The organism is Bacillus sp. PK6-026 (assembly GCF_054161455.1).
The window spans coordinates 3,144,678-3,167,542 of record NZ_CP096418.1 but is presented as its reverse complement, the minus strand read 5'-3'; the positions used below and the strand labels follow the sequence as shown (position 1 = coordinate 3,167,542).

Genomic DNA, 22,865 nt, shown 5'->3' with positions numbered 1-22,865 from the left:
ACAATTGTATGAAAGGATTATGTATAATAAAAAGATGGCACAAGACAAGGAGATGGATGGGTTGAGAAGAGAAGATTTGATTGCGCCGGAGAAGTATAACGCGGTTGATGAAATTGAAAAATTTAAATCTTCCCGTGATAAAACCGCTTTGATCTGGGAAGATGAATCAGGACGTCAAGTGTCTTGGACTTATGAAAAATTAATTGAAAGGGCTTACAAAATCGGCAGCATATTGACCCGTTCTGGACTGAAAAAAGGTGACAAGCTTATCGTGATGATGCCGCGGATCCCGGAGACGTATGCCGTCTACATGGCCATTTTAAAAGCCGGAATGGTGGTCATCCCATGTTCCGAAATGCTCCGGGCGAAAGACTTGGATTACAGGATCAAGCATGCCGGCGTCAAAGGAGCCGTCGTATATTCAGCATTTCTTGATGCTTTTCTAGATGTTCAAGCAAAAGATGAGCTGTCGTTATTTGCCGTCGGAGAAAGCAGAGAAGGGTGGATCAACCTGCTTGAAGAAATGAATCAGGCCGTTGCCGCGGATTTTCAAGCGGCTGATACCTCTCGCGATGACATCGCATTTTTATCTTACACATCAGGCACGACCGGTCAGCCAAAAGGAGTTGTACATACACACGGCTGGGCTTATGCTCACTTAAGAACGACAGCTTCCGCATGGCTTGACATTTCAGAAGGGGATCTCGTCTGGGCAACAGCGGGGCCGGGCTGGCAAAAATGGGTATGGAGCCCGTTTTTAGCAGTGCTCGGCAGCGGTGCAGCCGGCTTTATCTATCACGGGAAATTTACGCCGGAAACGTATTTGCAGCTGATTGAGCGCCATCAAATCAATGTGCTATGCTGTACGCCGACAGAATATCGATTCATGGCGAAAGTAAATGATTTGTCCCGCTTTGACCTGTCTTCTCTGCACAGCGCTGTTTCGGCCGGGGAGCCGTTGAACAGGGAAGTCATTGATACATTTAAAAAGCATTTTCATATTGATGTGCGGGACGGATACGGACAAACGGAAAGCACGCTGTTGGTGGGGATTTTAAAAGGAATGAAAATCAAGCCTGGAAGCATGGGAAAACCGACGCCTGGAAACCTGGTTGATATTATAGACGGGAATGGAAAGAGCTGTCCGCCGGGCGTAACGGGCGATATCGCCGTCCACTTAAGCACGCCGGCACTCTTTAAAGAATATTACAAAGATCAAGAACGAACGCTCCGCCAAAGAAGAGGAGATTACTTTATAACAGGGGATAAGGCGCGAAAGGATGAAGACGGCTATTTCTGGTTTGAAAGCCGCAATGACGATGTGATCATCAGTTCAGGATATACAATCGGCCCGTTTGAAGTTGAAGATGCACTGATCAAGCATCCTGAGGTCAAAGAATGTGCTGTGGTGGCAAGCCCTGACGAAATCAGGGGATCGATCGTGAAAGCATATGTTGTCTTAAAGGATCGATCCCGCGGAAATGAACAACTGACAAAGGAATTGCAAAACCATGTAAAAGCCATGACGGCCCCTTATAAATACCCCCGGGAGATAGAATTCATCGAAGAACTGCCGAAAACGCCATCGGCGAAAATTAAGCGCTTTGAACTAAGACAACGGGAAATCGTTCTTAAAACAAAAGCTGAATAACCACACAAGAGGGGGGGAATATCCTTTGGGGCATGACTCACTCCGAAACATCGAGAAGGAAATCGCGCTTTTAGTCCGTCTGACGACGGCCTACAGTCCGCGGTTCGGAAGTCTGGACCGCTCGGAATATCTGCTGTTAAGCGAGCTTGATAAGCAAAGTCCTCTTGCCATCAACTCGCTGGCTGAAACCTTAATGCTGAATCTTTCGACAGCGAGCAGACAGGTTGCAGCATTGGAACGGAAAAAGCTCATCAGGCGTTTTCCCGATCCCAACAACGGCCGGATCAGCCTTGTAGAAATGACTTCGGAGGGCATTGATACTCTGAAAAAAGTGCAAAAGGCTCGCTATCATGTATACACGGAGGTTCTTCAAGACTGGACAAAAGAAGAACTGAGCACATTGGAAACTCATTTGATCAGACTGAATCAGGATTTTAAAAAGTGGAGCAAATAATCGGCTAAAGGCTGTTGGTCAGACGATCACCAGCCTTTTTCTTTTTAATCTGTTGATTTATAGAAAAAAGGATGCGTAATACAACTTGTAATACGATATATAAAAACCGGAAGGAGGAGCACTTTTGAGGCAATCCGATGTGTCGATATTAAATTCGTCCGCCAAAGTGCTTGCTGCCCGGCATGAATGCGGAAGTGAAAATTTCGTGATAAGCATCCGCAAAAAAGAGCAGGAGGAACATCCCGCTCTTTTTAATGAAAGGGTTTTCAAAATTATAGAAATGTGCGCCTTACTTTTTCCCAAAATGAATTGTCTTTTAATTTAATGGTTTTGATCATCTTGCCCGAGAGGCTGACTTCGACTTCTTTTACATGCATCGTACTGAAGGCTTCGTTATCAAGGCCGATGATCGGATAGTCGTTCCCGTCTTGGACGATTTTTAATGTCAGCTTTCGATCCGCACTTAAAATAAACGGAGATCCGAGTGTTCTGTATGTGTTGTTGTTCAATGAAGCGAGCTCTGTCACCTGTATGCATGGAAGCAGCGGATCAACGACTGCCCCTTCAACCGATTTGTTATACGCGGTGCTTCCGGTCGGAGTGGACACGATCATTCCGTCCCCGCGGAATGTTTCAAAGTGAAGATCATCAATATAGACGTCCATCACAAATGTTTTAATAATGCTTGAACGGATGGATACCTCATTCAGACATCGAAAGCTTGTCCCGTCAACGGTTACATCGATCAGCGGATATTTTCTGACCTCGATTTGTTCAGAGTTTGTCGCTTCAATCATTTTATCGGTATCATGTATATTAAAATCCGCATACAAATGAGCTTTCCCCTTTTTGGCCACGCCTACGTACAGGCAGTCATCCCTGAAATTCGTCTTTCGAACCGCCTGCAAAAATGTCCCGTCGCCGCCGATGCTTGCGATAATATTGGCTTCATTGTGATGGTGAACGACGCGAAATCCGTGTTCTTCTGCAAGGTGTTTCAGTTTTTTGCACTGCTCGTCGGTTTCTTCGCTTTTTTTGTAAAAGAAATAAATGTTCCGGCGGTCTGTCACAATCATTCTCCCCTTTGTCTGTTAAGTTTAGATTTTTCTGCCATCTAACATGTATGTTAAAATGACCTGTGACCCTTAGTTTACCATGTCCAAAAACTTCTTGTATATGAAGCGGCATCATACTGAACTTTTTCTCTTCATATACGTACTAAGACATGCAGCTTTTTTTATTCAAAGGAGGAGAACAGACAAAATGAATGCGAAAAGATGGATCGCACTTGTCATCGCGCTGGGCGTTTTTGCGTTATCTGCGGTGGTGAGCCTTTTGCTAGCAGTATTTGACACGATGGGGAATGACGGAAAGATGCAGTTTGGCCTTAATGACACCCAGGAAGAAACGGTGCTTGAAGAAGGAAACAGCTCAAGAAAAATCGCCGTGCTTGAAGTGAACGGAACGATTTCCGACAATGGCGGCGCTTCTGGCTTGTTCAGCTCTGAAGGCTATAACCACAGATCGTTTTTGCAAATGCTTGAAAAAGCAAAAGACGACTCTGCTGTAAAGGGCATTATTCTGCGCGTCAATTCTCCGGGTGGCGGAGTATACGAAAGCGCCGAAATACATAAGAAGCTTGAAGAGATCAAAAAAGATACGAAAAAACCGATTTACGTATCAATGGGCTCGATGGCTGCATCTGGAGGCTATTACATTTCAACGCCTGCCGACAAAATCTTTGCAGCGCCGGACACGCTGACGGGTTCACTAGGGGTCATCATGGAAAGCCTTAACTACAGCAAGCTTGCAGAAAAGCTTGGATTGAAAACGGAAACGATCAAAAGCGGTGAGTTTAAAGACATCATGTCACCGACGCGCGATATGACGAAAAAAGAAAGAGAAATCATGCAGTCAATGGTCGATGACGCGTACGAAGGATTTGTCGATGTTATAGCCGAAGGACGCAGCATGTCCGAAAATGACGTGAAAAAAATTGCCGACGGACGCGTTTATGACGGCCGCCAGGCGAAACAGAACCATCTCATTGATGAGCTCGGCTACTATGAGGATGCGGTCAAAGCGATGAAAAAAGACCACAAAAACCTTGCCGGAGCGTCTGTTGTCAGCTATGAAGAATCGGCCGGCCTTGCGTCGCTCTTTTCGATGACTGCAAATAAGATGTTTAAAAGCGAAGCCGATTTCTTAAACATTAAAGAAGCAATTTCTCAATCCGGCGCACCGAGACTCATGTATTTATACGCTAAATAGGAGGGGACCGAAAAAATGGATGTGACTTATGATGGAAAGGATCATAATGAATTATCACCGGACGCCGGTGTTTCCAGGGAAGAATCGGCCCCGCATGTAGAGCATGCATATGCCGGTTTTTGGATCAGGCTGTTTGCCTTTCTGCTCGACGGGATTGTTGTCGGCAGCATCAACAAATTAGCGGTTTCACCTGTTTTCAGCCTGCTGAATCTCCCTAAAGAATCAGGGTTTTTCACCTTTTCGCTTTATTCTTTTGTAACGGCGGCAGTATTTTTCGCTTATTTCGTCCTGATGACGAAGTATTTCAGACAGACGTTGGGCAAGATGGTATTCGGACTGAAGGTCGTGTCGCTTGCCCCGGAAAAAGGGCTGACATGGGATGTGATCTTGTTTAGGGAGCTTATCGGCCGCTATATCAACAGTTTGTATATTACGTATCTCGTTGCTGCATTTTCGCCAAAGAAACAGGGGATTCACGATTTCTTTGCGGACACGGCGGTTATTCATGAAAAGCTGTATCGAAAAAAAGACTGAGTGTATCAAACCCGGCTGCTGAAAGACAGCCGGGTTTTTTTGCTGCCTGGAATAAGCTCCGTCTATGTTTATTTTTTCAAATTTCTTCCTATAATGATTAGTATAAGAGGAAGTGAAATCATGATTTACATATGGATTGCGGGAGTATTCCTTCTTTTGGCAGCGTTAATGATGATGAAAATCCGCATCGCGATCGAATATCTTCATACAGACGATGACGACCGGCTTACCTTTAAAGTTCGAACAGGTTTTGGGCTTCTGCGCTTCAAAAAGGAAATTCCGGTGATTAAAATCAATCAGCAGGATATGACCGTTGATGTAAAAGAACAGACGAATACGGCTCTAAAAAACGATAAAAAGAGGAGAAAAGTCGGCTATCGGGAAGTGTTCGATAATACGAAGCAAATCAAAAAATTGGTGGAACAGGTCATCAATCTGCAGCCGCTTATCCGCCGATTTATGAAGCGGATTCACATCACGAAGCTCGAATGGACCTCAGTCCTCGGCTTTCCTGATGCCGCTTTAACCGGAATCGTCACGGGAGGCGCCTGGTCTCTGAAAGCCGGCACGATGGCTCTCTTGCATCAGATTTTTTGCTTTGACAGCCAGCCGGAATACGAAGTGATTCCAGTCTTTAACAGCCGCTCCTCTAAAACGCATCTGACATGTATATTCCATTTTCGCGTTGGCCATGCTATAACCGCAGCATTTAGAATCGTGATGAACTGGAAAGGGAAAATGCGCGGCTTATTTAAGCTGCCAAAAAATCTGTCAGGTTCAACAAAGAATGATTCATCAGTATAGGAGGAATGGAATATGGCTGAACATCCAATTCAAGGTTTGATGAAAACCGCAATGGAAAATTTAAAGGAAATGATCGATGTCAATACCATTATCGGAGATCCTGTAGAAACACCTGACGGCAGCGTCATCCTAACCGTCTCCAGAGTGGGATTCGGTTTTGCGGCTGGCGGAAGCGAGTTCGGCGGAAATAAACCGGCCGAATCCAAAGCGAGCGATGGAGATCGTGAACGAAAAGAATCGAAGCTCCCGTTTGGCGGGGGAAGCGGGGGAGGCGTATCGATTACGCCGATTGCTTTTTTGATTGTCGGATCATCAGGCGTTAAAATCCTGCATTTGGATGAAAACACGCACGTCATCGATAAGATTTTAGACGCAGCCCCGCAAACGATCGAACGGATTCAGCATATGTTTAAGAAAAACGATAAGCAAAAGCAAAATATGAACCGCCAAAACCAGACGCCTCCATTTTAAAAGCTTCGGCTTTCCGGCCACAGAAGTTAACTGTTCCTGCAGCAGTTAACTTTTTTTGTCTCGGCCGGACTTAAGCTTTGCAGTTTGTCCTAAACTCTTTTATAGTAGAGTCATACATAAATGAAGGAGGAATGATGATGGCTTCAATTACATTTAAAGGAAACCCGGTGACACTGGTAGGTTCAGAAGTGAAAGTCGGAGACCAGGCGCCTGATTTCACTGTTTTGTCCAATTCGCTTGAGGAAGTCACGCTTCAAGACATTAAAGGCAAACCAGCCGTTATTTCGGTGATTCCGTCTATCGATACAGGTGTTTGTGACGCGCAGACCCGCCGCTTTAACGAAGAAGCCGCAGGCCTCGGTTCAGTGAAAGTGTATACGATCAGCGCGGATCTGCCGTTTGCACAGGCTCGCTGGTGCGGAGCAAACGGAATTGAAAATGTGGAAACATTGTCAGATCATAGGGAAATGTCTTTTGGGGAAGCATTCGGGCTTTACATTAAAGAATTGAGATTGCTTGCCCGCGCCGTATTTGTGTTAGATGAAAACGGAAAAGTCGTCTACACTGAATACGTCAGCGAAGCGACAAACCACCCGGACTATGACAAAGCCATCGAAGCTGCCAAATCACTCGTTAAGTAAATTCAACTCATAAAAGGGCTCCAGGTGATCATCTTGCCGGAGCTCTTTTCATGGCTTTGATTTTTTGATAAGGAGAGACATCATCATGCAAAACTATCCAGTCGAAACGATTTATGAATGGCTTGACAAAGGAGCGGAAATCATCGCACGTGACCTGCAGATCCCTTACATAGAAGGATTGGCGGAAGCAGGAGAGGCATTCTTTACAGGTTCCGCGGACCGCGGGCTTTCCGAAAAAGCCGAACAAAAGGTGAAGGATCTGCTCGGCCGTGCGCGTTTTTCAGAATGCAGCCATGAGGCGATCCGAAAAGCCTTCCAGCTTGCCATCCTGAAAGGCCAGAAAGATATTCCCCATCCGAACCGGCAGATGACGCCCGATACAATCGGTTTATTTATCGGATATCTGGTGAACAAATTCATCGGACCCAAAAAAGAATTGACGCTGTTTGATCCGGCGGTCGGCACTGGAAACCTGCTGCTTGCCGTCTTGAACCAGCTGGCCGGTGAAGCCGGAAAAGCGTTCGGCTCAGAGATTGATGACGTTCTGATCAAGCTCGCCTATGTCCAGGCAAACCTGCAGGAAAAGGAAATCGAGCTTTTTAACCAGGACAGCCTGCAGCCGATTTTTATGGAGCCTGCCGATGCGGTCATTTGCGATCTTCCCGTCGGATATTATCCTGATGACGAAAGCGCGCGCGCTTTCGAATTAAAGGCAGATGAAGGCCATTCTTTTTCACACCATTTGTTTATTGAACAAAGCTTGACCTATACGAAACCGGGCGGCTATTTATTTTTTATGATTCCGAACCAATTGTTCGAAAGCAGCCAAAGCGAAAAGCTGCGTACCTTTTTAAAGGACAATGCGTATATTAATGCAGTGCTTCAGCTTCCGCTGTCGATTTTCAAAGATGAGGCACACGCGAAGAGCATTTTGGTTTTACAAAAGCATGGCGAACAGGCGAAAGCGCCTAAACAAGTTCTGCTTGCACAAGTTCCGTCATTCGCTAATCAGGATGCGATGCTGAAAATGACAGCCAAACTCGACAACTGGTTTCAAGCTGAAAAAAGATAAGCAGATCAGAGAAGATATATTCTCTGATCTGTTTTTATATTCAGAATATAATAATTTCTTTGTGAAAGCGTTAACATGTCGGATCGTGACTTGAAATGCACTCTTTTGAGTGTTTAAATGAGAAAGGCAGATATTTTTTGAATTTACTAAGAACGATTTTATACATATTTTTTATGATCCGGGTTGAACATAATGTCACCGGACTATAGGTAAAAAGGAGCGTCATTTTATGTCCAAAATTATTGCAATCAATGCTGGAAGCTCATCATTGAAATTTCAACTGTTCGAAATGCCCAGCGAAAAAGTACTAACAAAAGGCCTTGTTGAGCGAATCGGGCTGGATAACGGCATCTTCACGATTTCCGTCAACGACGAAAAAAAGACCGAAACAACAGATATCCCGGACCACTCCGTAGCCGTAAAAATGCTGCTGGATAAACTTACAAAATTCGGCATTATCAAAGATTTAAATGAAATCGACGGAATCGGACACCGCGTCGTACACGGCGGCGAAAAGTTCAGCGACTCCGTTTTATTGACGGATGAAATGATCCATGAGATCGAGGAGATTTCAGAACTCGCACCGCTTCATAACCCGGCTAATATTGTCGGAATTAAAGCGTTTAAAGAAGTACTTCCAAATGTTCCTGCCGTGGCCGTTTTTGATACGGCATTCCACCAAACAATGCCGGAACAATCTTATCTGTACAGTCTGCCATACGAATACTATGAGAAATTCGGCATCCGTAAATACGGTTTCCATGGCACATCTCATAAATATGTGACTGAACGCGCGGCAGAGCTGCTCGGCCGTCCGATTGAAGAACTTCGCCTGATTTCCTGCCACCTTGGAAACGGCGCGAGCATCGCAGCTGTTGAAGGCGGCAAATCAATCGATACATCAATGGGCTTCACACCGCTTGCAGGTGTAGCGATGGGTACGCGTTCAGGAAACATCGATCCTGCGCTTATCCCGTTCATTATGGAAAAAACGGGTCAAACAGCCGACGAAGTCCTGAACACACTCAATAAAAAGAGCGGTCTTTTAGGTATTTCCGGATTCTCAAGCGATTTGCGCGATATTGTCGAAGCAACTAAAGAAGGCAATGAACGTGCGGAAACAGCCCTTGAAGTATTCGCAAGCAGAATTCATAAATACATCGGTTCTTATGCAGCGAGAATGAGCGGAGTAGACGCGATCATTTTCACTGCCGGCATCGGGGAAAACAGCGTTGAAGTCAGAGAGCGCGTTCTTCATGGTTTGGAATTCATGGGTGTCTATTGGGATCCTGCGTTGAATAACGTCCGTGGAAAAGAAGCATTTATCAGCTATCCGCATTCACCTGTAAAAGTCCTCGTCATCCCGACGAATGAAGAAGTGATGATTGCAAGAGACGTCGTTAGACTGGCTCACTAAAAATAAAAAAACAGCCTTCTCTTTACAAGGAAGGCTGTTTTTTTATGCATCTTCCCCTTTATAATGAAAAAAGACTGTATAAAGGAGGCTATTTAGCCGTGAGTGTTGAGGAACATAAAAAAGAAGCGCCGGACCGCGTCAACTGCAAAGTTATTACTGTCAGCGATACAAGAACGGAAGACACAGATAAAAGCGGCCGGCTTATGAAAGAGTTTTTAGCGGAAGACGGTCATGAGATCGTTTCCTATGAGATTGTAAAGGATGAAAAGGAAATGATTCAAAAAGCCGTGCTGGAAGGCTGTCTTGATGACCGGATCGATGCCATCCTATTAAACGGAGGGACGGGCATTGCCTCTAGAGATGTAACAATCGAGTCGATCGTTCCTCTTTTTTCGAAAGAAATTCCGGGATTTGGGGAGATATTCCGCATGCTGAGTTATACAGAGGATATCGGAGCGGCTGCGATCCTTTCAAGAGCTGCAGCGGGTGTTATTCAAAATAAAGCCGTGTTTGCAACACCGGGTTCAAGCGGGGCGGTTAAGCTTGCAATGTCAAAGCTGATTGTGCCTGAGCTTGCCCATGTCATCAGAGAACTGAGAAAAGATATGAAAAAATAAAGCCGGAAAGCCCTCCGGCTGAACGCTGAATATGCACTGAACTTCATTCATAAAAAATGAATGAAGTTTTTTTTATAAAAAGGTTGAAAAAACCAGACTTCCTTGTTAAAGTGTATACATATTAAATGTATTTTTATTAAATAAAACTTATTTTTATACAAAAAGAGCACCGAGATGAGAGGAGTTTTTCAAAATGACGCAAAAGAAAAAAGTGGTTTTAGCATATTCAGGAGGACTTGATACTTCTGTCGCGATAAAATGGCTGCAGGAACAGGGATATGATGTAGTGGCCTGCTGCCTTGACGTCGGGGAGGGAAAAGATCTCGCATTTGTTCAGCAAAAAGCGCTTCAAGTCGGGGCTTCTAATTCATATGTTATCGATGCAAAAGAAGAATTTGCGAAAGAGTTTGCACTGACCGCCCTCCAGGCCCATACGCTTTATGAAGGAAAGTACCCGCTTGTATCAGCTCTGTCCAGACCGCTGATCGCCAAAAAGCTGGTCGAAGTGGCTGAAAAAGAGAACGCCCAAGCCGTGGCTCACGGCTGCACAGGCAAAGGAAATGACCAAGTGCGCTTCGAGGTGTCCATTAAATCGCTCAATCCGGATTTAGAGGTGCTGGCACCTGTGCGCGAATGGAAATGGTCGCGCGACGAAGAGATCGCGTATGCAGAAAAGCACGGCATTCCGATTCCGATCAATCTTGACAGCCCGTATTCAATCGACCAGAACCTGTGGGGCAGAAGCAATGAATGCGGAGTTCTGGAAGATCCATGGGCGGCGCCTCCTGAAGGGGCTTATGATTTGACGAAGCCGCTTGAAAAAACACCGGATACCCCCGATGTGATCGAAATCGCTTTTGAAGAGGGCGTTCCGGTTTCCATTGACGGCGCTCATTACTCGCTGTCAGACTTGATTTTAAAGCTTAATGAACTGGCGGGCGCGCATGGAGTGGGGCGCATCGACCATGTTGAAAACCGCCTTGTCGGCATCAAATCACGCGAAGTGTACGAATGCCCGGGCGCGATGACTTTGATTAAGGCGCACAAAGAGCTTGAAGATTTGACATTAGTAAAAGAAGTGGCGCATTTCAAACCTCTGATCGAACAAAAAATGGCTGAAGTGATCTATAACGGCCTGTGGTTTTCTCCGCTTAAAGACGCGCTTTCCGGTTTCCTGAAAGAAACGCAGAAGCATGTCACGGGCGTCGTCCGCGTCAAGCTGTTCAAAGGCCATGCGATCGTTGAAGGGCGTAAATCCGAATACTCCCTGTATGATGAAAAACTGGCGACGTATACAAAAGACGATGCGTTCGATCATCACGCTGCCGTCGGCTTTATCGAGCTGTGGGGACTGCCGACGAAAGTAAACAGCATCGTCCAAAAAAAGGAGCAGATTAAAGCATGAAAAAGCTGTGGGGAGGCCGGTTCCAAAAAACACCGGAAAAATGGGTCGATGAGTTCGGCGCATCGATCCACTTTGACAAAACGCTCGTGAAAGAAGATATCGCAGGGTCTCTCGCTCATGCTTCCATGCTTGAAAAATGCGGCATTTTAGCCGAAGCAGAAGCGGTCAAAATAAAAGAAGGCCTGACATCCCTTTTGCACAAAGCGGAAAAAAACGAACTCGATTTTTCAGTCGATTACGAAGACATTCACCTCAACCTTGAAAAAATGCTCATTGACGAAATCGGGCCGCTCGGCGGAAAGCTTCATACGGCCAGAAGCCGAAACGACCAGGTGGCGACGGATATGCACCTGTATTTAAAAGGGCACACAGAGCATATCATCGAGCTGATTACGGCTTTTCAACACGTGCTTATCGAAAAAGCGGAAGAACATGTGGAGACGATACTGCCGGGATACACCCATCTGCAGCGGGCGCAGCCGATCTCGTTCGCGCATCATTTGCTCGCTTACTTCTGGATGCTTGAGCGCGATAAAGAACGCTATCATGATTCATTCAAGCGGATTAACAAGTCCCCCCTTGGATGCGGGGCGCTCGCCGGAACGACATTTCCGATCGACCGTGAATATTCAGCAGGTCTGCTCGGGTTTGACTCGATATATGAAAACAGCTTGGACGGCGTCAGCGACAGGGATTTCATCCTTGAATTTTTAAGCGCGAGCAGCATTTTGATGATGCATCTGTCAAGATTCTCCGAAGAAATCATTCTTTGGTGTTCGCAGGAATTTAAATTCATTGAGCTTGATGACACTTATGCTACGGGGAGCAGCATGATGCCGCAAAAGAAAAACCCGGACATGGCAGAGCTTATCCGCGGGAAAACCGGACGCGTATACGGTGATCTGATCGGCCTTCTGACGATTATGAAAGGGCTCCCGTTAGCGTACAATAAAGATTTGCAGGAAGACAAAGAAGGTATGTTTGATACTGTGAAAACGGTCGAAGGAAGCCTTGAGATTTTTGCCGGCATGACGAAAACGATGACAGTGAACAAAAATATGATGAAAAAAGCAACGGAGCAGGATTTTTCAAATGCCACCGAACTTGCCGACTATCTGGCGAAAAAGGGCATGCCGTTCAGAGAGGCGCACGAAGTCGTCGGGAAGCTTGTCTACACTTGTATCGAAAAAGGCATTTATCTCAGCGGCCTGCCGTTTGAAGAGTTCGAAAAGGCAAGCGAACTGTTTGAAGAAGACGTCTACATCGTGCTCGACCCGCACCATGCCGTCGAAAAAAGGATGAGTGAAGGCGGGACGGGATTCAAAAAGGTGGAAGAAGCCATTCAAAAGGCGAAGCATTGTTTGAACAATTTTTAACACTTCCCGATTCGATTCATAACTGTGCGGCTTCATACGCAAAATAGATTTGTGAATCGAAAAGGGGTGTGGCAATGAAACAAGATCAGTCAAAACACGCATACATGTATGATGCCGACGGCGATAAAGAAACCGTTCAGCAAATCTCTGATGCCTATTTCAGCGGATTTGTCGCGCACGATGACGCACAGCCGTTAGCTGATGCAGATAAACAATAGAAAGCTGGAGCCCGTAACAGCGGGCTTCAGCTTTCTTCTGTCCAGCGGCGATTGCAAATTTCCCGATGCTCCACATGTGATATACTCTGGCTTTTGTAGTAAAGTATAGGTAGATACATGCAATCATTTGCGAATACCGAGAACCAATGCCTGGGAGGGAAAGATGTGCGCCATGCGTTAATTACTGCCGGTTCAAAAGGTTTGGGGCGTAAAGTGACGGAAGCCCTGCTTGAAAAAGGCTACTCAGTGACGGTGAATTACAGGCAGGACGAAGAAGCTGTCAGCCGCCTAAAAGAAAAATGGCGGTCATCCCTTGACCGTTTACAGTTTGTAAAGGGAGATGTCACCAAGAAAGAAGACCTGCTCCGGATGGTGAATGCCGCACTTGAGCGATTTGGAAAAATTGATCTTCTGATCAATAATGCCGGCCCATACATATTTGAACGAAAAAAGCTTGCAGATTATACTGATGATGAATGGTATGACATGCTTGAAGGCAACTTAAGCTCTGTCTTCCATCTGTTTAAAGCGGTTGTTCCGGTGATGAGGCGCCAGCGGTTCGGCCGCATCATCACATACGGATTTCAGGGGGCCGACCATGCGCCGGGCTGGCTGCATCGTTCCGCTTTTGGAGCGGCGAAAGTGGGGCTGGCTTCTTTAACAAAAACGATCGCCATTGAAGAAGCGGGCTCCGGCATCACAGCCAACATGGTTTGTCCAGGCAACATCGTCGGGGATATGAAAGAGGCCTCGATTTCAGAAGCGAGGGCGTCACTTGATGAGGAAACGCCGATCGGCAGGTCGGGAACCGGTGAAGATATCGCAAGGATCATCACTTTTCTATGCGATGAACATTCCGACTACATTACGGGAACAGTCATTGAAGCGACAGGCGGCTTGAATGTGATTAACCGTCATTCTCTTTAGACGTGCGAAATTAAAAAACAGGGGTGGATATGATGAAAGTGACATATCATGGTCATTCAGTGGTAACAGTTGAAACGGGAAATCATCAGTTGATCTTCGATCCGTTTATTACAGGAAATTCTTTAACCGATTTAAAGCCGGAAGAGGTTAAAGCGGATGTTATTTTGCTGACCCACGGTCATAACGATCATGTCGGCGATACCGTCGAAATCGCCAAGCGAAATCATTCGCTCGTTGTAGCTCCGAATGAACTCGCGGTCTATCTGGGATGGAAAGGCCTGAATGTCCATCCGATGCATATCGGCGGCTCCCATCAGTTCGATTTTGGCCAAGTCAAGCTGACGCAGGCTTTCCACGGATCGGCTTATACGGAAGAAGACAGCCAAAAGATCGTCTATACCGGCATGCCGGCGGGGATCCTCTTGACTGTGGAAGGAAGGACGATTTTTCATGCAGGAGACACCGGGCTTTTCTCAGATATGAAGCTGATCGGTGAATTAAATCATATCGACCTCGCTTTCCTGCCGATCGGCGATAATTTTACGATGGGCCCGGAGGACGCCAAACTGGCCGCAGAATGGCTCAGGGCGAAACAGGTTGTACCGGTTCACTACTCGACGTTCCCCGTCATCGAACAGGACCCGCATGCATTTGCGGACAGCCTTCCCGGCGGCGTCGGAAAAGTGCTTGAGGTCGGTGAGTCAATCGAATTTAAATAAACTTGTTTTTAGAGGACCCGAATCCGGGTCCTTTTTTCGGTTGAACCGGTTATATGTCTATCAAAACATGTTAATGATGATATAATATAGGAATCGGATTGTTCTTGGGAGGATATTATGAGGGTATTGAAATACGCGATTTTGGGGCTCCTTGATCACGGGAGTTTGAGCGGCTACGATATGACAAGCCGCTTTAAAGCCGAATTGGGCCAATTTTGGAGCGCCAAGCACAGTCAGATTTATCCCGAGCTGAAAAAGCTGACGGATGAAGGATTTATTGAATATGAAACGGTGATCCAAGGCTCAAAATTAGAAAAGAAAATGTATTCCATCACAGAGGCCGGAAAGCGTGAACTTCACGGATGGCTTACGGAATTCAAACCGGTCCCCGATACGGTAAAAGATGAATTTATGCTGAAAGCTTATTTTATCTCTTCGATGGAACGTGATGAAGCGAAAAGGCTTTTTGCCGATCAGCTTCAAAAGCGGGAGGAGAAAGCCGTTTTTTTAAAAAATAAGCTCGAAGAATTGAAGCGCGAAGCGGGTGAATCGATAACTTTCCGCTCGCCTCATTTCGGCCATTACCTTGTATTGACCCGGGCGCTGGAGCGGGAAAACGGCTATTGCTCATGGCTTGAAAAAGCGCTTCTTCTGATGGAGAATGATCGCTCTTAGACGGACATGATGTTGCGAAGGCGGATTGCGGTTCAATTGCACAACCATTTATAATAAATATATCTAGCAGTCAGAGGATGAAGGTGAAACGATTGGCGACAAAACACGAACAGATTTTAAAATATATTGATTCTTTGTCCGTCGGCGAAAAAATCTCCGTCAGGCGGATTGCGAAGGAAATGAAAGTCAGTGAAGGAACTGCTTACAGAGCGATAAAAGAAGCCGAGAATAAAGGGTTTGTCAGCACGATCGAAAGGGTCGGAACGATCAGGATCGAGCAAAAGAAAAAAGAGAATATTGAAAAACTGACATACGCTGAAGTGGTCAATGTCATTGACGGCCATGTGCTTGGCGGAAAAGCAGGGCTTCATAAAACGCTCAACAAATTCGTCATCGGAGCGATGAAGCTTGATGCGATGATGAGATATACCGGGGCGGGCAACCTGCTGATTGTCGGCAACCGAATCGATGCGCACCGCCAGGCTTTGGAAGCGGGTGCTGCCGTGCTGGTGACCGGCGGTTTTGATACGGAGCCGGAGATTATTGAGCTTGCCGACAGGCTCGAGCTCCCGGTCATTTCTACAAGCTATGACACGTTTACTGTAGCCGCGATGATCAACAGGGCGATTTATGACCAGCTCATCAAAAAAGAGGTCGTGCTTGTCGAGGATATTTTGACCCCTTTGGAAAAAACGGTCTGCTTATCCCCTCATGAAAAGCTCGAAAGATGGTATGAGAAAAACTTTGAAACGGGGCACGGACGTTTTCCCATCGTTGACGAGCAGATGAAAATCCACGGCATTTTAACTTCAAAAGATGTTGCCGGATATGACCGCTCTGTATTGATTGAAAAAGTCATGACGAAAAACCCGATTACAGTAATCGGCAAAACGTCAGTCGCTTCAGCGGCGCAGATGATGGTCTGGGAAGGAATCGAAGTGCTTCCCGTCGTTGACGAGCGGCAAAAGCTGATCGGCATGATCAGCAGGCAGGACGTATTAAAGGCGCTTCAAATGATTCAGAAGCAGCCTCAGGTCGGCGAAAAACTCGATGACATTGTGACAGGCGGTTTCAAAGAATCGGACAATGACAAAAACAAGCCGGATCCGGTTTATCAATACGAAGTAACGCCGCAAATGACAAACCACTTGGGAACGATTTCCTACGGCGTGTTTACGACGATTTTGACCGAAGCTGCAAACCGTTTTTTGCGGTCGCACAAAAAAGGCGAACTCGTGATAGAGAGCATGACGATTTATTTTTTAAAGCCTGTGCAAATGGAGTCTGTCATTGAAATAAAACCGAACATTCTCGAAGCCGGGAGAAAGTTCGGAAAAATGGATATAGAAGTTTTTCACCAGGGTGCTCTCGTCGGCAAAGCGATGATGATGGTTCAGCTGATGGAAAGAAGCTAAGGGACGCGGCCAGTGTCCCTCTTTTCGCTTATGCGTTTTCCCGTTCGTTTTCTTTCGCAAGCAAAGGGACATAGTGCTTATAGGCTCTGTAGCCGGCCCACATGCTCCCGAGCCCGGTCAGCATAAAAATAACGCCGATGACGACAGCAAGCGTGCCGCGGTTTAAAAGCAGCTGATTGGCGCCGAAGAACATGATAAACAGGCCCAGACTCATGCTTGACTTGGCCGAATAGTATTCCCGTTCAATCGCTTTTTTGGTGCGCACATACCTTACTTTGAAGTACCCATAAGCTATCGCTGAAACCACAATGAAAAAAACAAAAAACGGCATAATCGACATCCTCCATTGTAAGTTTTACAAACCCATTGTATACATAATCGGGTTCGCTTTCTACAATAAAAAGTCATAACTTTCACTTTCCACCAACAACAGATTATGATTTAATGGTTAAAAACAAAGTAAAGAAGGGGCGCGTCATGAAAAAAGAAATCATCAGAACCATATCATTATATGACACGATCATTATACATAGACATGTGAGACCGGATCCCGATGCCTACGGATCCCAATGCGGCCTTGCGGAAATCCTGAGGGCAACCTATCCTGAAAAAAATATTTTCGCGGTCGGAACGCCCGAGCCTTCCCTCGCTTTTTTGTACACCCCGGATGTGATTGAAGACCCGGTGTATGAAAATGCACTTGTCATCGTCTGTGACACGGCCAATCAAGCGAGAATTTCCGATTCGCGCTACAACATGGGCGACAAGCTGATCAAAATCGACCATCATCCGAATGAAGACCAATACGGCGACCTTTTATGGGTGGATACGAATGCGAGCTCGACGAGCGAGATGATTTACGAACTGTATTTAGCGGGTAAAGAACAAGCGGGATGGACGCTTCCGACAAAGGGTGCCGAACTGATCTATGCCGGCATTGTGGGGGATACAGGGCGCTTCTTATTTCCGAACACGACAAAAAAGACATTGAAATATGCCGGAGAGCTGATTGAGTATCCTTTTAATTCTCAGGCGCTTTTTAATCAATTGTATGAGACGAAATTAAATGTTGTGAGGCTGAACGGTTACATTTACCAGAATGTTTCTCTGTCCGAAAACGGTGTGGCGTCGGTATTCATCACCCGTGACATTTTGCATCAATACAATATTACGCCGTCTGAAGCTTCACAGCTTGTCAGCACGCTCGGCAATATTTCAGGAATCAAAGCATGGGTGTTTTTTGTGGAGGAAGCCGACCAGATCAGGGTAAGGCTTCGTTCAAAGGGGCCGATTGTCAATGAAGTCGCTAAAAAATACAACGGCGGAGGCCATCCGCTCGCAGCCGGTGCTTCCATCTATGACTGGAAAGACACCGATCTTGTCATCGCTGACTTGGAGCGCATATGCAAAGAAAACAAATAAGAGGGGAAGTCCCTCTTTTTTTGTGCAGTTCAACTGCAAGCGTTTGCATTATATTTTGCGAAAAAGTAAGCAGCAAAGTGTAAGCAGATCATTTTACGCATCACAGCTGCTGCTTATTCAGGTATAAACCATGATCCGATATCTGTTACATCCTCATAAACATGGATGTTTTGGGCTCTTAACTCTCTTTTGATAAGGGACGCGAGACTTTCGGTTTCCGCATAAGCCGAGTAGCCCAGCTTGATCCGGTTTACTTTATCTCTTGCCAGCTGATGGTAACTGTAAATGTACATTCTGCTTTCCTCCCTTTTTAAAAAAACTTACATATCGCTTACTGTCAGTTTAAATTAAAATATGGAAAAAAGCGACGAATGCATGTAAATCGTAAAAAAAAATCCATAATTTTATTCGGAAAAAGAGATTTTGATTTCAACGGAAAGCCGTGTATAAATCGTCAGTTCGGTGACTTTCGCTTTGTACGTTTTATCGTTTATCGTATACTCTTTATTTTCAATCGTCCGCTTTAAAAGCTCCTTCGTCCGGTAGACGCTTTCGATATCCTTTGTGATGACATCCGAAATATTATCCCGGATACGCTCTTCAAAGTTCATCATGTCGGGCTGTGACAATTTGTATTGCTTGCCGTTGATCAGCTTGACGTCGACGCTTTGAATCAGCAGTTTTCTTTTATTGTCTTCATTCAGCTTATGAAGGTCCTCCCGGTAAATGGTGATCTGGTCATTTAAATCATTGATGCGCTCTTTCTGTTCTCTTATCAAGACGACCTGCTTCTCCTGAAAGGTGCCGTATGTAAACAGGAACACGACCCAGCTGATGATGGCTCCGCACATCATTCCCGCAAAAAAACGCTGCCAACCCGGTTTTTTATAATAAGGAGGGATTCTCATGAGGAAATATGCTCCTGTGTGAGCCAATTGATGATCAGATAACCGGTCTGCGCTCCTCCCATCGCCGAAAGAATCAGGAGAAGCTGTTTTACGATGTCTCTCGTATTGCCTTCGATAATGCCCCTTTCAAAGCTGTAGACCGCGTCAAACGTGCCGCCGATTGCCGCAACCAGCGCCCAGATTTTTAGACGGTTTGCGAGGCTTGTAATAATCGTTAAAGGCGGCTGTCCCGACAGATAGGCGCCGATCCCTCCGATTAAGCAACCGCCGAGAAGCACTCCTAGCGCAATAAAATAACAGCTGATAAAGTTTGGAAAAAAGGGCTGTTCAGGATCCATTCCGATCACCTCACCTTATCACACTATATGGATAAAGAAAGACAAGTATGATTGTTGATCAAAGAAAGAACATTTGTTTCTCATTCGATCCCATCATATAATGAAAAGAGACGGCTCGAAAAAGGAAGGGGTGACAGAAATGCCTTTTGTTCACCTGCAAGTACACAGCGGTTACAGCTTATTAAACAGCGCCGCTTCCGTAGAGGACCTCACGGCCAAAGCCAAAGAGCTGGGCTACAGCGCAATGGCGCTGACGGATGATGAGGTCATGTACGGGGCGGTGGAATTTTATAAATCATGCAAAAAACGCGGCATCAAGCCGATTATCGGGCTTACAGCCTCAGTTTTAACAGATGAAAAAGAACAGCTTTCATATCCGCTCGTTCTTTTGGCGAAAACAAACAAAGGCTACCAAAACCTGCTGAAAATCAGCAGCGTGTTGCAGTCGAAATCAAAAACCGGCATCAAAGAAAAATGGCTCAAAAGTTATCATGAAGGGCTCATTGCGCTGACAACGGGCGGGACAAGCCATGTTGAAGCGCTGTTGAAAGAAGGGCTGATCGAAGAGGCGAAGAACGCCGCCCTCCGCTGTCTTTCGATCTTCGGAGAGGGCAGCTTTTATTTGTCGTATCAGCCGTACAAGGGCGACCCGCTTCTTTCTGAACGCATTCTGGAGCTCAGCGAACATACGGGAATTCCGATTGCCGCAACCGGCGATGTACGCTACATCGAAAAAGAGGATGCGGCAGCTTATACGTGTTTAAAAGCGATTAAAGCGGGCGAGAAGCTGAACGAAGACATGAAGGCCGAAGGAGATCTGCATCTTGAGCTCAAGCCGCCCGCTGAAATGCTTGACATTTACAGGGATCGTCCGGACGCGTTGGAGAATACAGTCAAAATCGCGGATCTGTGCCAGGTGGACCTGAGCCTTGGCCAGACGCGCCTGCCGAAATATCCGGCGCCTTCCGGCAAGAATGCTGACGATTATTTGGCTGAGCTTTGCTTTCTCGGACTGGAAAAACGGTTCGATGCCGCTCCGAGGGAGTATGTCGAACGGCTTGAGTATGAGCTGAAAGTGATTCGCGACATGGCGTTCAGCGACTATTTTTTGATCGTCTGGGATTTCATGAAGTTCGCCCACGACAACGGCATTATCACAGGGCCGGGGCGGGGGTCGGCGGCCGGCTCTCTCGTCGCTTATACGCTGTTTATCACAGATGTCGATCCGATCAAGCACAAATTGCTGTTTGAACGGTTTTTAAATCCGGAGCGCATCAGCATGCCCGATATCGATATCGATTTTCCCGATACGAGAAGGGATGAAGTCATCCAATACGTGAAAAATAAATACGGGGCACTGCACGTAGCGCAAATTATCACGTTTGGTACATTGGCCGCAAAAGCGGCGCTCCGGGACGTCGGCAGGGTGATGGGCATCAGTCCGAAAGAAGCCGACCAGCTGGCGAAATTGATTCCGTCCAAACCTGGAGTGACGCTGAAAGAGGCGAGAGCTCTTTCTGTTGAACTGGACAAGCGCCTGAACGGGTCCAAGAAGCTTCAGGACATATTTAAAACGGCTCAGAAAATCGAAGGGCTTCCGCGGCATACGTCCATTCATGCGGCGGGCGTCGTGTTGAGCGAGGAGCCGCTGACGAATATCATACCGATACAGGAAGGACATGACGGTGTATATTTAACGCAATATTCGATGGGCTATCTAGAAGACTTGGGACTATTGAAAATGGATTTTCTCGGCTTGCGCAATTTAACGCTCATTGAATCGATCAAAACGCTGATCGAAAAAAGCGAGCGGGTCACCATCGATTTTTCGGCGATTCCCTATGAAGATGAACAGACGTTTAAGCTGCTGTCAGAAGGAGATACGACAGGTATTTTCCAGCTCGAATCAGCCGGCATGAGAAACGTTTTAAAAAGGCTCAAGCCATCAAGCCTTGAAGACATTGTCGCTGTCAATGCCTTGTACCGCCCGGGCCCGATGGAAAATATCCCGCTGTATATCGAACGAAAGCACGGACGGGTTGCCGTGTCTTATCCGCACGAGGATTTGGCCGAGATTTTGAAAGATACATACGGCGTGATCGTTTATCAGGAACAGATCATGATGATCGCATCGCGGATGGCGGGTTTCAGGCTTGGAGAAGCCGATCTTTTGCGAAGGGCGGTCGGCAAAAAAAACAAGGAAATTCTCGATACAGAGAGAAATCATTTTATTAGTGGATGCTTGAAAAAAGGGTATTCCGTACAAGCGGCTAATGAAGTATACGATCTGATTGTAAAATTCGCCAATTACGGTTTTAACCGGAGTCATGCGGTTGCATACAGCATGATCGGCTACCAGCTCGCTTATTTAAAAGCGCATTACCCCCTCTACTTTATGTGCGGCCTCTTGACGAGTGCGATCGGAAATGAGGAAAAGCTTGCTCAGTACATCTATGAAGCGAAAGGGAAAGGGCTGCATGTTTTAGGTCCTTCCATTAATAAGAGCGGCTATCCGTTCGTCGTGGAAAACGGGGCGCTGCGCTACAGTTTAAGGGCTGTTAAAGGCGTCGGTATTTCGGCTGTGAAAGAAATCTACAGGGCGAGAAAAGAAAAGCCGTTCGCAGATTTGTTTGACTTTTGTGTCAGGACTTCTGTGAAAAGCGTGAACCGGAAAACGATTGAAGCTTTAATTTTTGCCGGAGCAATGGATGAATTCGGTGAAAACCGGGCCACTTTGCTCGCTTCTGTCGATGTCGCGCTGGAGCATGCCGAATTGTTTGCAGGAGACAATGATCAGCTCGGCTTCTTTCTCGATGAAGGCTTGACAATTAAGCCGAAGTACGCCGAGACGGAAGAAATGCCGCTCGTCGACCTGCTGGCACACGAGAAGGAGACGCTCGGCATTTACTTTTCTGACCATCCGCTGAGCGTTCACCGCAAGAAGCTGGACCGTGCAGGTGCGCTGCCGATTATTCAGCTGCTCGCCTCCAGCCGTAAAAAGGCGGCTTTGGGCGGACTTTTGACGAAGATGAAGACGATCCGTACAAAAACGGGACAGACGATGGCTTTTCTGGAGCTGAGCGATGAAAGCGGGGAAATCGAAGCGGTTGTTTTTCCTGAACAGTTCAGACAGCTTTCCCCGATCCTGGAAGAAGGCGTATCGCTTTTTGCAGAAGGACGTCTTGAGACAAGGAATGAAAAGCGCCAGCTGATCATCGCCGGGGCATCGCTTGTCGAATCGCTTCATGCTAAAAAGCAGCCGTCCGTCTATATTAAAGTGGAGGAAAGTCAGCACACCCACGATATCTTTAAGAAAATCAGCAGCATCCTGCTTGAACACAAAGGGGAAACGCCGGTCTGCGTCTATTATGAAAAACGGAAACAAACGATGCAGCTGCCGGAAAGCTACAACATCAAGGCTGACCACGCTGCCCTCTACAGGCTGAAAAGCGTTGTAGGTGAGAAAAATGTCGTGCTCAGATAGCAGGTATTTTGAGCATTATTGATCAAAAAAGCGGTCAATTGTGTTA

The 22,865-nt window shown here is 46.4% G+C and carries 24 protein-coding genes; 19 read left to right on the top strand and 5 right to left on the bottom strand.

Annotated elements, in window-relative coordinates:
- Positions 1–52 precede the first annotated feature (52 nt).
- Both mbcS and M1D59_RS16075 read left to right on the top strand, forming a co-directional pair.
- Positions 53–1,651, top strand: coding sequence for an acyl-CoA synthetase MbcS (gene mbcS, locus M1D59_RS16080; protein ID WP_035339327.1), 1,599 nt, complete (start codon positions 53–55; stop codon positions 1,649–1,651).
- A 25-nt stretch (positions 1,652–1,676) separates the two neighbouring features.
- Entirely contained in the window at positions 1,677–2,105 is a 429-nt protein-coding gene (locus M1D59_RS16075) for a MarR family winged helix-turn-helix transcriptional regulator (protein ID WP_020452586.1), read from the top strand.
- Between the two features lie 272 nt (positions 2,106–2,377).
- On the opposite strand, the gene M1D59_RS16070 is transcribed toward M1D59_RS16075, so the two are convergent.
- Complete coding sequence (locus M1D59_RS16070) at positions 2,378–3,175, bottom strand: NAD kinase (protein ID WP_026579076.1); 798 nt, start codon at positions 3,173–3,175, stop codon at positions 2,378–2,380.
- 193 nt (positions 3,176–3,368) lie between these two features.
- Here M1D59_RS16070 and sppA point away from each other — a divergent pair, with 193 nt between their 5' ends.
- From sppA to M1D59_RS15995, 15 genes are all read left to right on the top strand, one after another.
- Positions 3,369–4,376, top strand: coding sequence for a signal peptide peptidase SppA (gene sppA, locus M1D59_RS16065; protein WP_026579077.1), 1,008 nt, complete (start codon positions 3,369–3,371; stop codon positions 4,374–4,376).
- 15 nt (positions 4,377–4,391) lie between these two features.
- A complete protein-coding gene (locus M1D59_RS16060) occupies positions 4,392–4,910 on the top strand; it encodes an RDD family protein (RefSeq protein WP_105981144.1) in 519 nt (172 codons plus the stop codon).
- Positions 4,911–5,030: 120 nt separating this feature from the next.
- Entirely contained in the window at positions 5,031–5,714 is a 684-nt protein-coding gene (locus M1D59_RS16055) for a DUF2953 domain-containing protein (protein WP_020452582.1), read from the top strand.
- Between the two features lie 12 nt (positions 5,715–5,726).
- The gene (ytfJ, locus tag M1D59_RS16050; RefSeq protein WP_020452581.1) at positions 5,727–6,185 is read left to right on the top strand and encodes a GerW family sporulation protein; all 459 of its coding nucleotides are present in this window, start codon (positions 5,727–5,729) and stop codon (positions 6,183–6,185) included.
- A gap of 137 nt (positions 6,186–6,322) precedes the next feature.
- Positions 6,323–6,826, top strand: coding sequence for a thiol peroxidase (gene tpx, locus M1D59_RS16045; RefSeq protein WP_023855499.1), 504 nt, complete (start codon positions 6,323–6,325; stop codon positions 6,824–6,826).
- An 85-nt stretch (positions 6,827–6,911) separates the two neighbouring features.
- On the top strand, positions 6,912–7,898 hold the full coding sequence (locus M1D59_RS16040; protein WP_020452579.1) for a class I SAM-dependent methyltransferase: 987 nt from the start codon (positions 6,912–6,914) through the stop codon (positions 7,896–7,898).
- Positions 7,899–8,127: 229 nt separating this feature from the next.
- On the top strand, positions 8,128–9,315 hold the full coding sequence (locus M1D59_RS16035; protein WP_020452578.1) for an acetate kinase: 1,188 nt from the start codon (positions 8,128–8,130) through the stop codon (positions 9,313–9,315).
- Positions 9,316–9,413: 98 nt separating this feature from the next.
- Complete coding sequence (locus M1D59_RS16030; RefSeq protein ID WP_023855497.1) at positions 9,414–9,932, top strand: MogA/MoaB family molybdenum cofactor biosynthesis protein; 519 nt, start codon at positions 9,414–9,416, stop codon at positions 9,930–9,932.
- 193 nt (positions 9,933–10,125) lie between these two features.
- Entirely contained in the window at positions 10,126–11,337 is a 1,212-nt protein-coding gene (locus tag M1D59_RS16025) for an argininosuccinate synthase (protein ID WP_195257989.1), read from the top strand.
- Positions 11,334–12,713: an argininosuccinate lyase gene (gene argH, locus M1D59_RS16020; RefSeq protein WP_195257988.1), complete on the top strand. Its 1,380-nt coding sequence runs from the start codon at positions 11,334–11,336 to the stop codon at positions 12,711–12,713. Before M1D59_RS16025 ends, argH begins: the two co-directional genes overlap by 4 nt.
- A gap of 74 nt (positions 12,714–12,787) precedes the next feature.
- A complete protein-coding gene (locus M1D59_RS16015) occupies positions 12,788–12,931 on the top strand; it encodes a hypothetical protein (RefSeq protein WP_020452574.1) in 144 nt (47 codons plus the stop codon).
- Between the two features lie 165 nt (positions 12,932–13,096).
- Complete coding sequence (locus M1D59_RS16010; RefSeq protein ID WP_023855495.1) at positions 13,097–13,858, top strand: SDR family oxidoreductase; 762 nt, start codon at positions 13,097–13,099, stop codon at positions 13,856–13,858.
- Between the two features lie 32 nt (positions 13,859–13,890).
- The gene (locus tag M1D59_RS16005; protein ID WP_020452572.1) at positions 13,891–14,577 is read left to right on the top strand and encodes a metal-dependent hydrolase; all 687 of its coding nucleotides are present in this window, start codon (positions 13,891–13,893) and stop codon (positions 14,575–14,577) included.
- Between the two features lie 117 nt (positions 14,578–14,694).
- On the top strand, positions 14,695–15,252 hold the full coding sequence (locus M1D59_RS16000; protein WP_020452571.1) for a PadR family transcriptional regulator: 558 nt from the start codon (positions 14,695–14,697) through the stop codon (positions 15,250–15,252).
- Positions 15,253–15,344: 92 nt separating this feature from the next.
- Positions 15,345–16,667 carry a CBS domain-containing protein gene (locus M1D59_RS15995; RefSeq protein WP_020452570.1) on the top strand — a complete coding sequence of 441 codons (1,323 nt, stop codon included), beginning with the start codon at positions 15,345–15,347 and terminating at the stop codon, positions 16,665–16,667.
- 28 nt (positions 16,668–16,695) lie between these two features.
- On the opposite strand, the gene M1D59_RS15990 is transcribed toward M1D59_RS15995, so the two are convergent.
- A complete protein-coding gene (locus M1D59_RS15990) occupies positions 16,696–16,998 on the bottom strand; it encodes a YtpI family protein (RefSeq protein WP_023855494.1) in 303 nt (100 codons plus the stop codon).
- 146 nt (positions 16,999–17,144) lie between these two features.
- On the opposite strand from M1D59_RS15990, the gene M1D59_RS15985 reads away from it, so the two are divergent.
- A complete protein-coding gene (locus M1D59_RS15985) occupies positions 17,145–18,089 on the top strand; it encodes a DHH family phosphoesterase (RefSeq protein ID WP_023855493.1) in 945 nt (314 codons plus the stop codon).
- 113 nt (positions 18,090–18,202) lie between these two features.
- Here M1D59_RS15985 and M1D59_RS15980 read toward each other — a convergent pair whose 3' ends face one another.
- From M1D59_RS15980 to M1D59_RS15970, 3 genes are all read right to left on the bottom strand, one after another.
- Positions 18,203–18,382, bottom strand: a complete 180-nt coding sequence (locus M1D59_RS15980) for a hypothetical protein (protein WP_020452567.1) — start codon at positions 18,380–18,382, stop codon at positions 18,203–18,205.
- 111 nt (positions 18,383–18,493) lie between these two features.
- Positions 18,494–18,997 carry a sporulation membrane protein YtrI gene (ytrI, locus tag M1D59_RS15975; RefSeq protein ID WP_020452566.1) on the bottom strand — a complete coding sequence of 168 codons (504 nt, stop codon included), beginning with the start codon at positions 18,995–18,997 and terminating at the stop codon, positions 18,494–18,496.
- Positions 18,994–19,335 carry a YtrH family sporulation protein gene (locus M1D59_RS15970; protein WP_003184343.1) on the bottom strand — a complete coding sequence of 114 codons (342 nt, stop codon included), beginning with the start codon at positions 19,333–19,335 and terminating at the stop codon, positions 18,994–18,996. Before M1D59_RS15970 ends, ytrI begins: the two co-directional genes overlap by 4 nt.
- A 139-nt stretch (positions 19,336–19,474) precedes the next feature.
- On the opposite strand from M1D59_RS15970, the gene dnaE reads away from it, so the two are divergent.
- Complete coding sequence (dnaE, locus tag M1D59_RS15965; RefSeq protein WP_025810999.1) at positions 19,475–22,819, top strand: DNA polymerase III subunit alpha; 3,345 nt, start codon at positions 19,475–19,477, stop codon at positions 22,817–22,819.
- Positions 22,820–22,865: the final 46 nt, after the last annotated feature.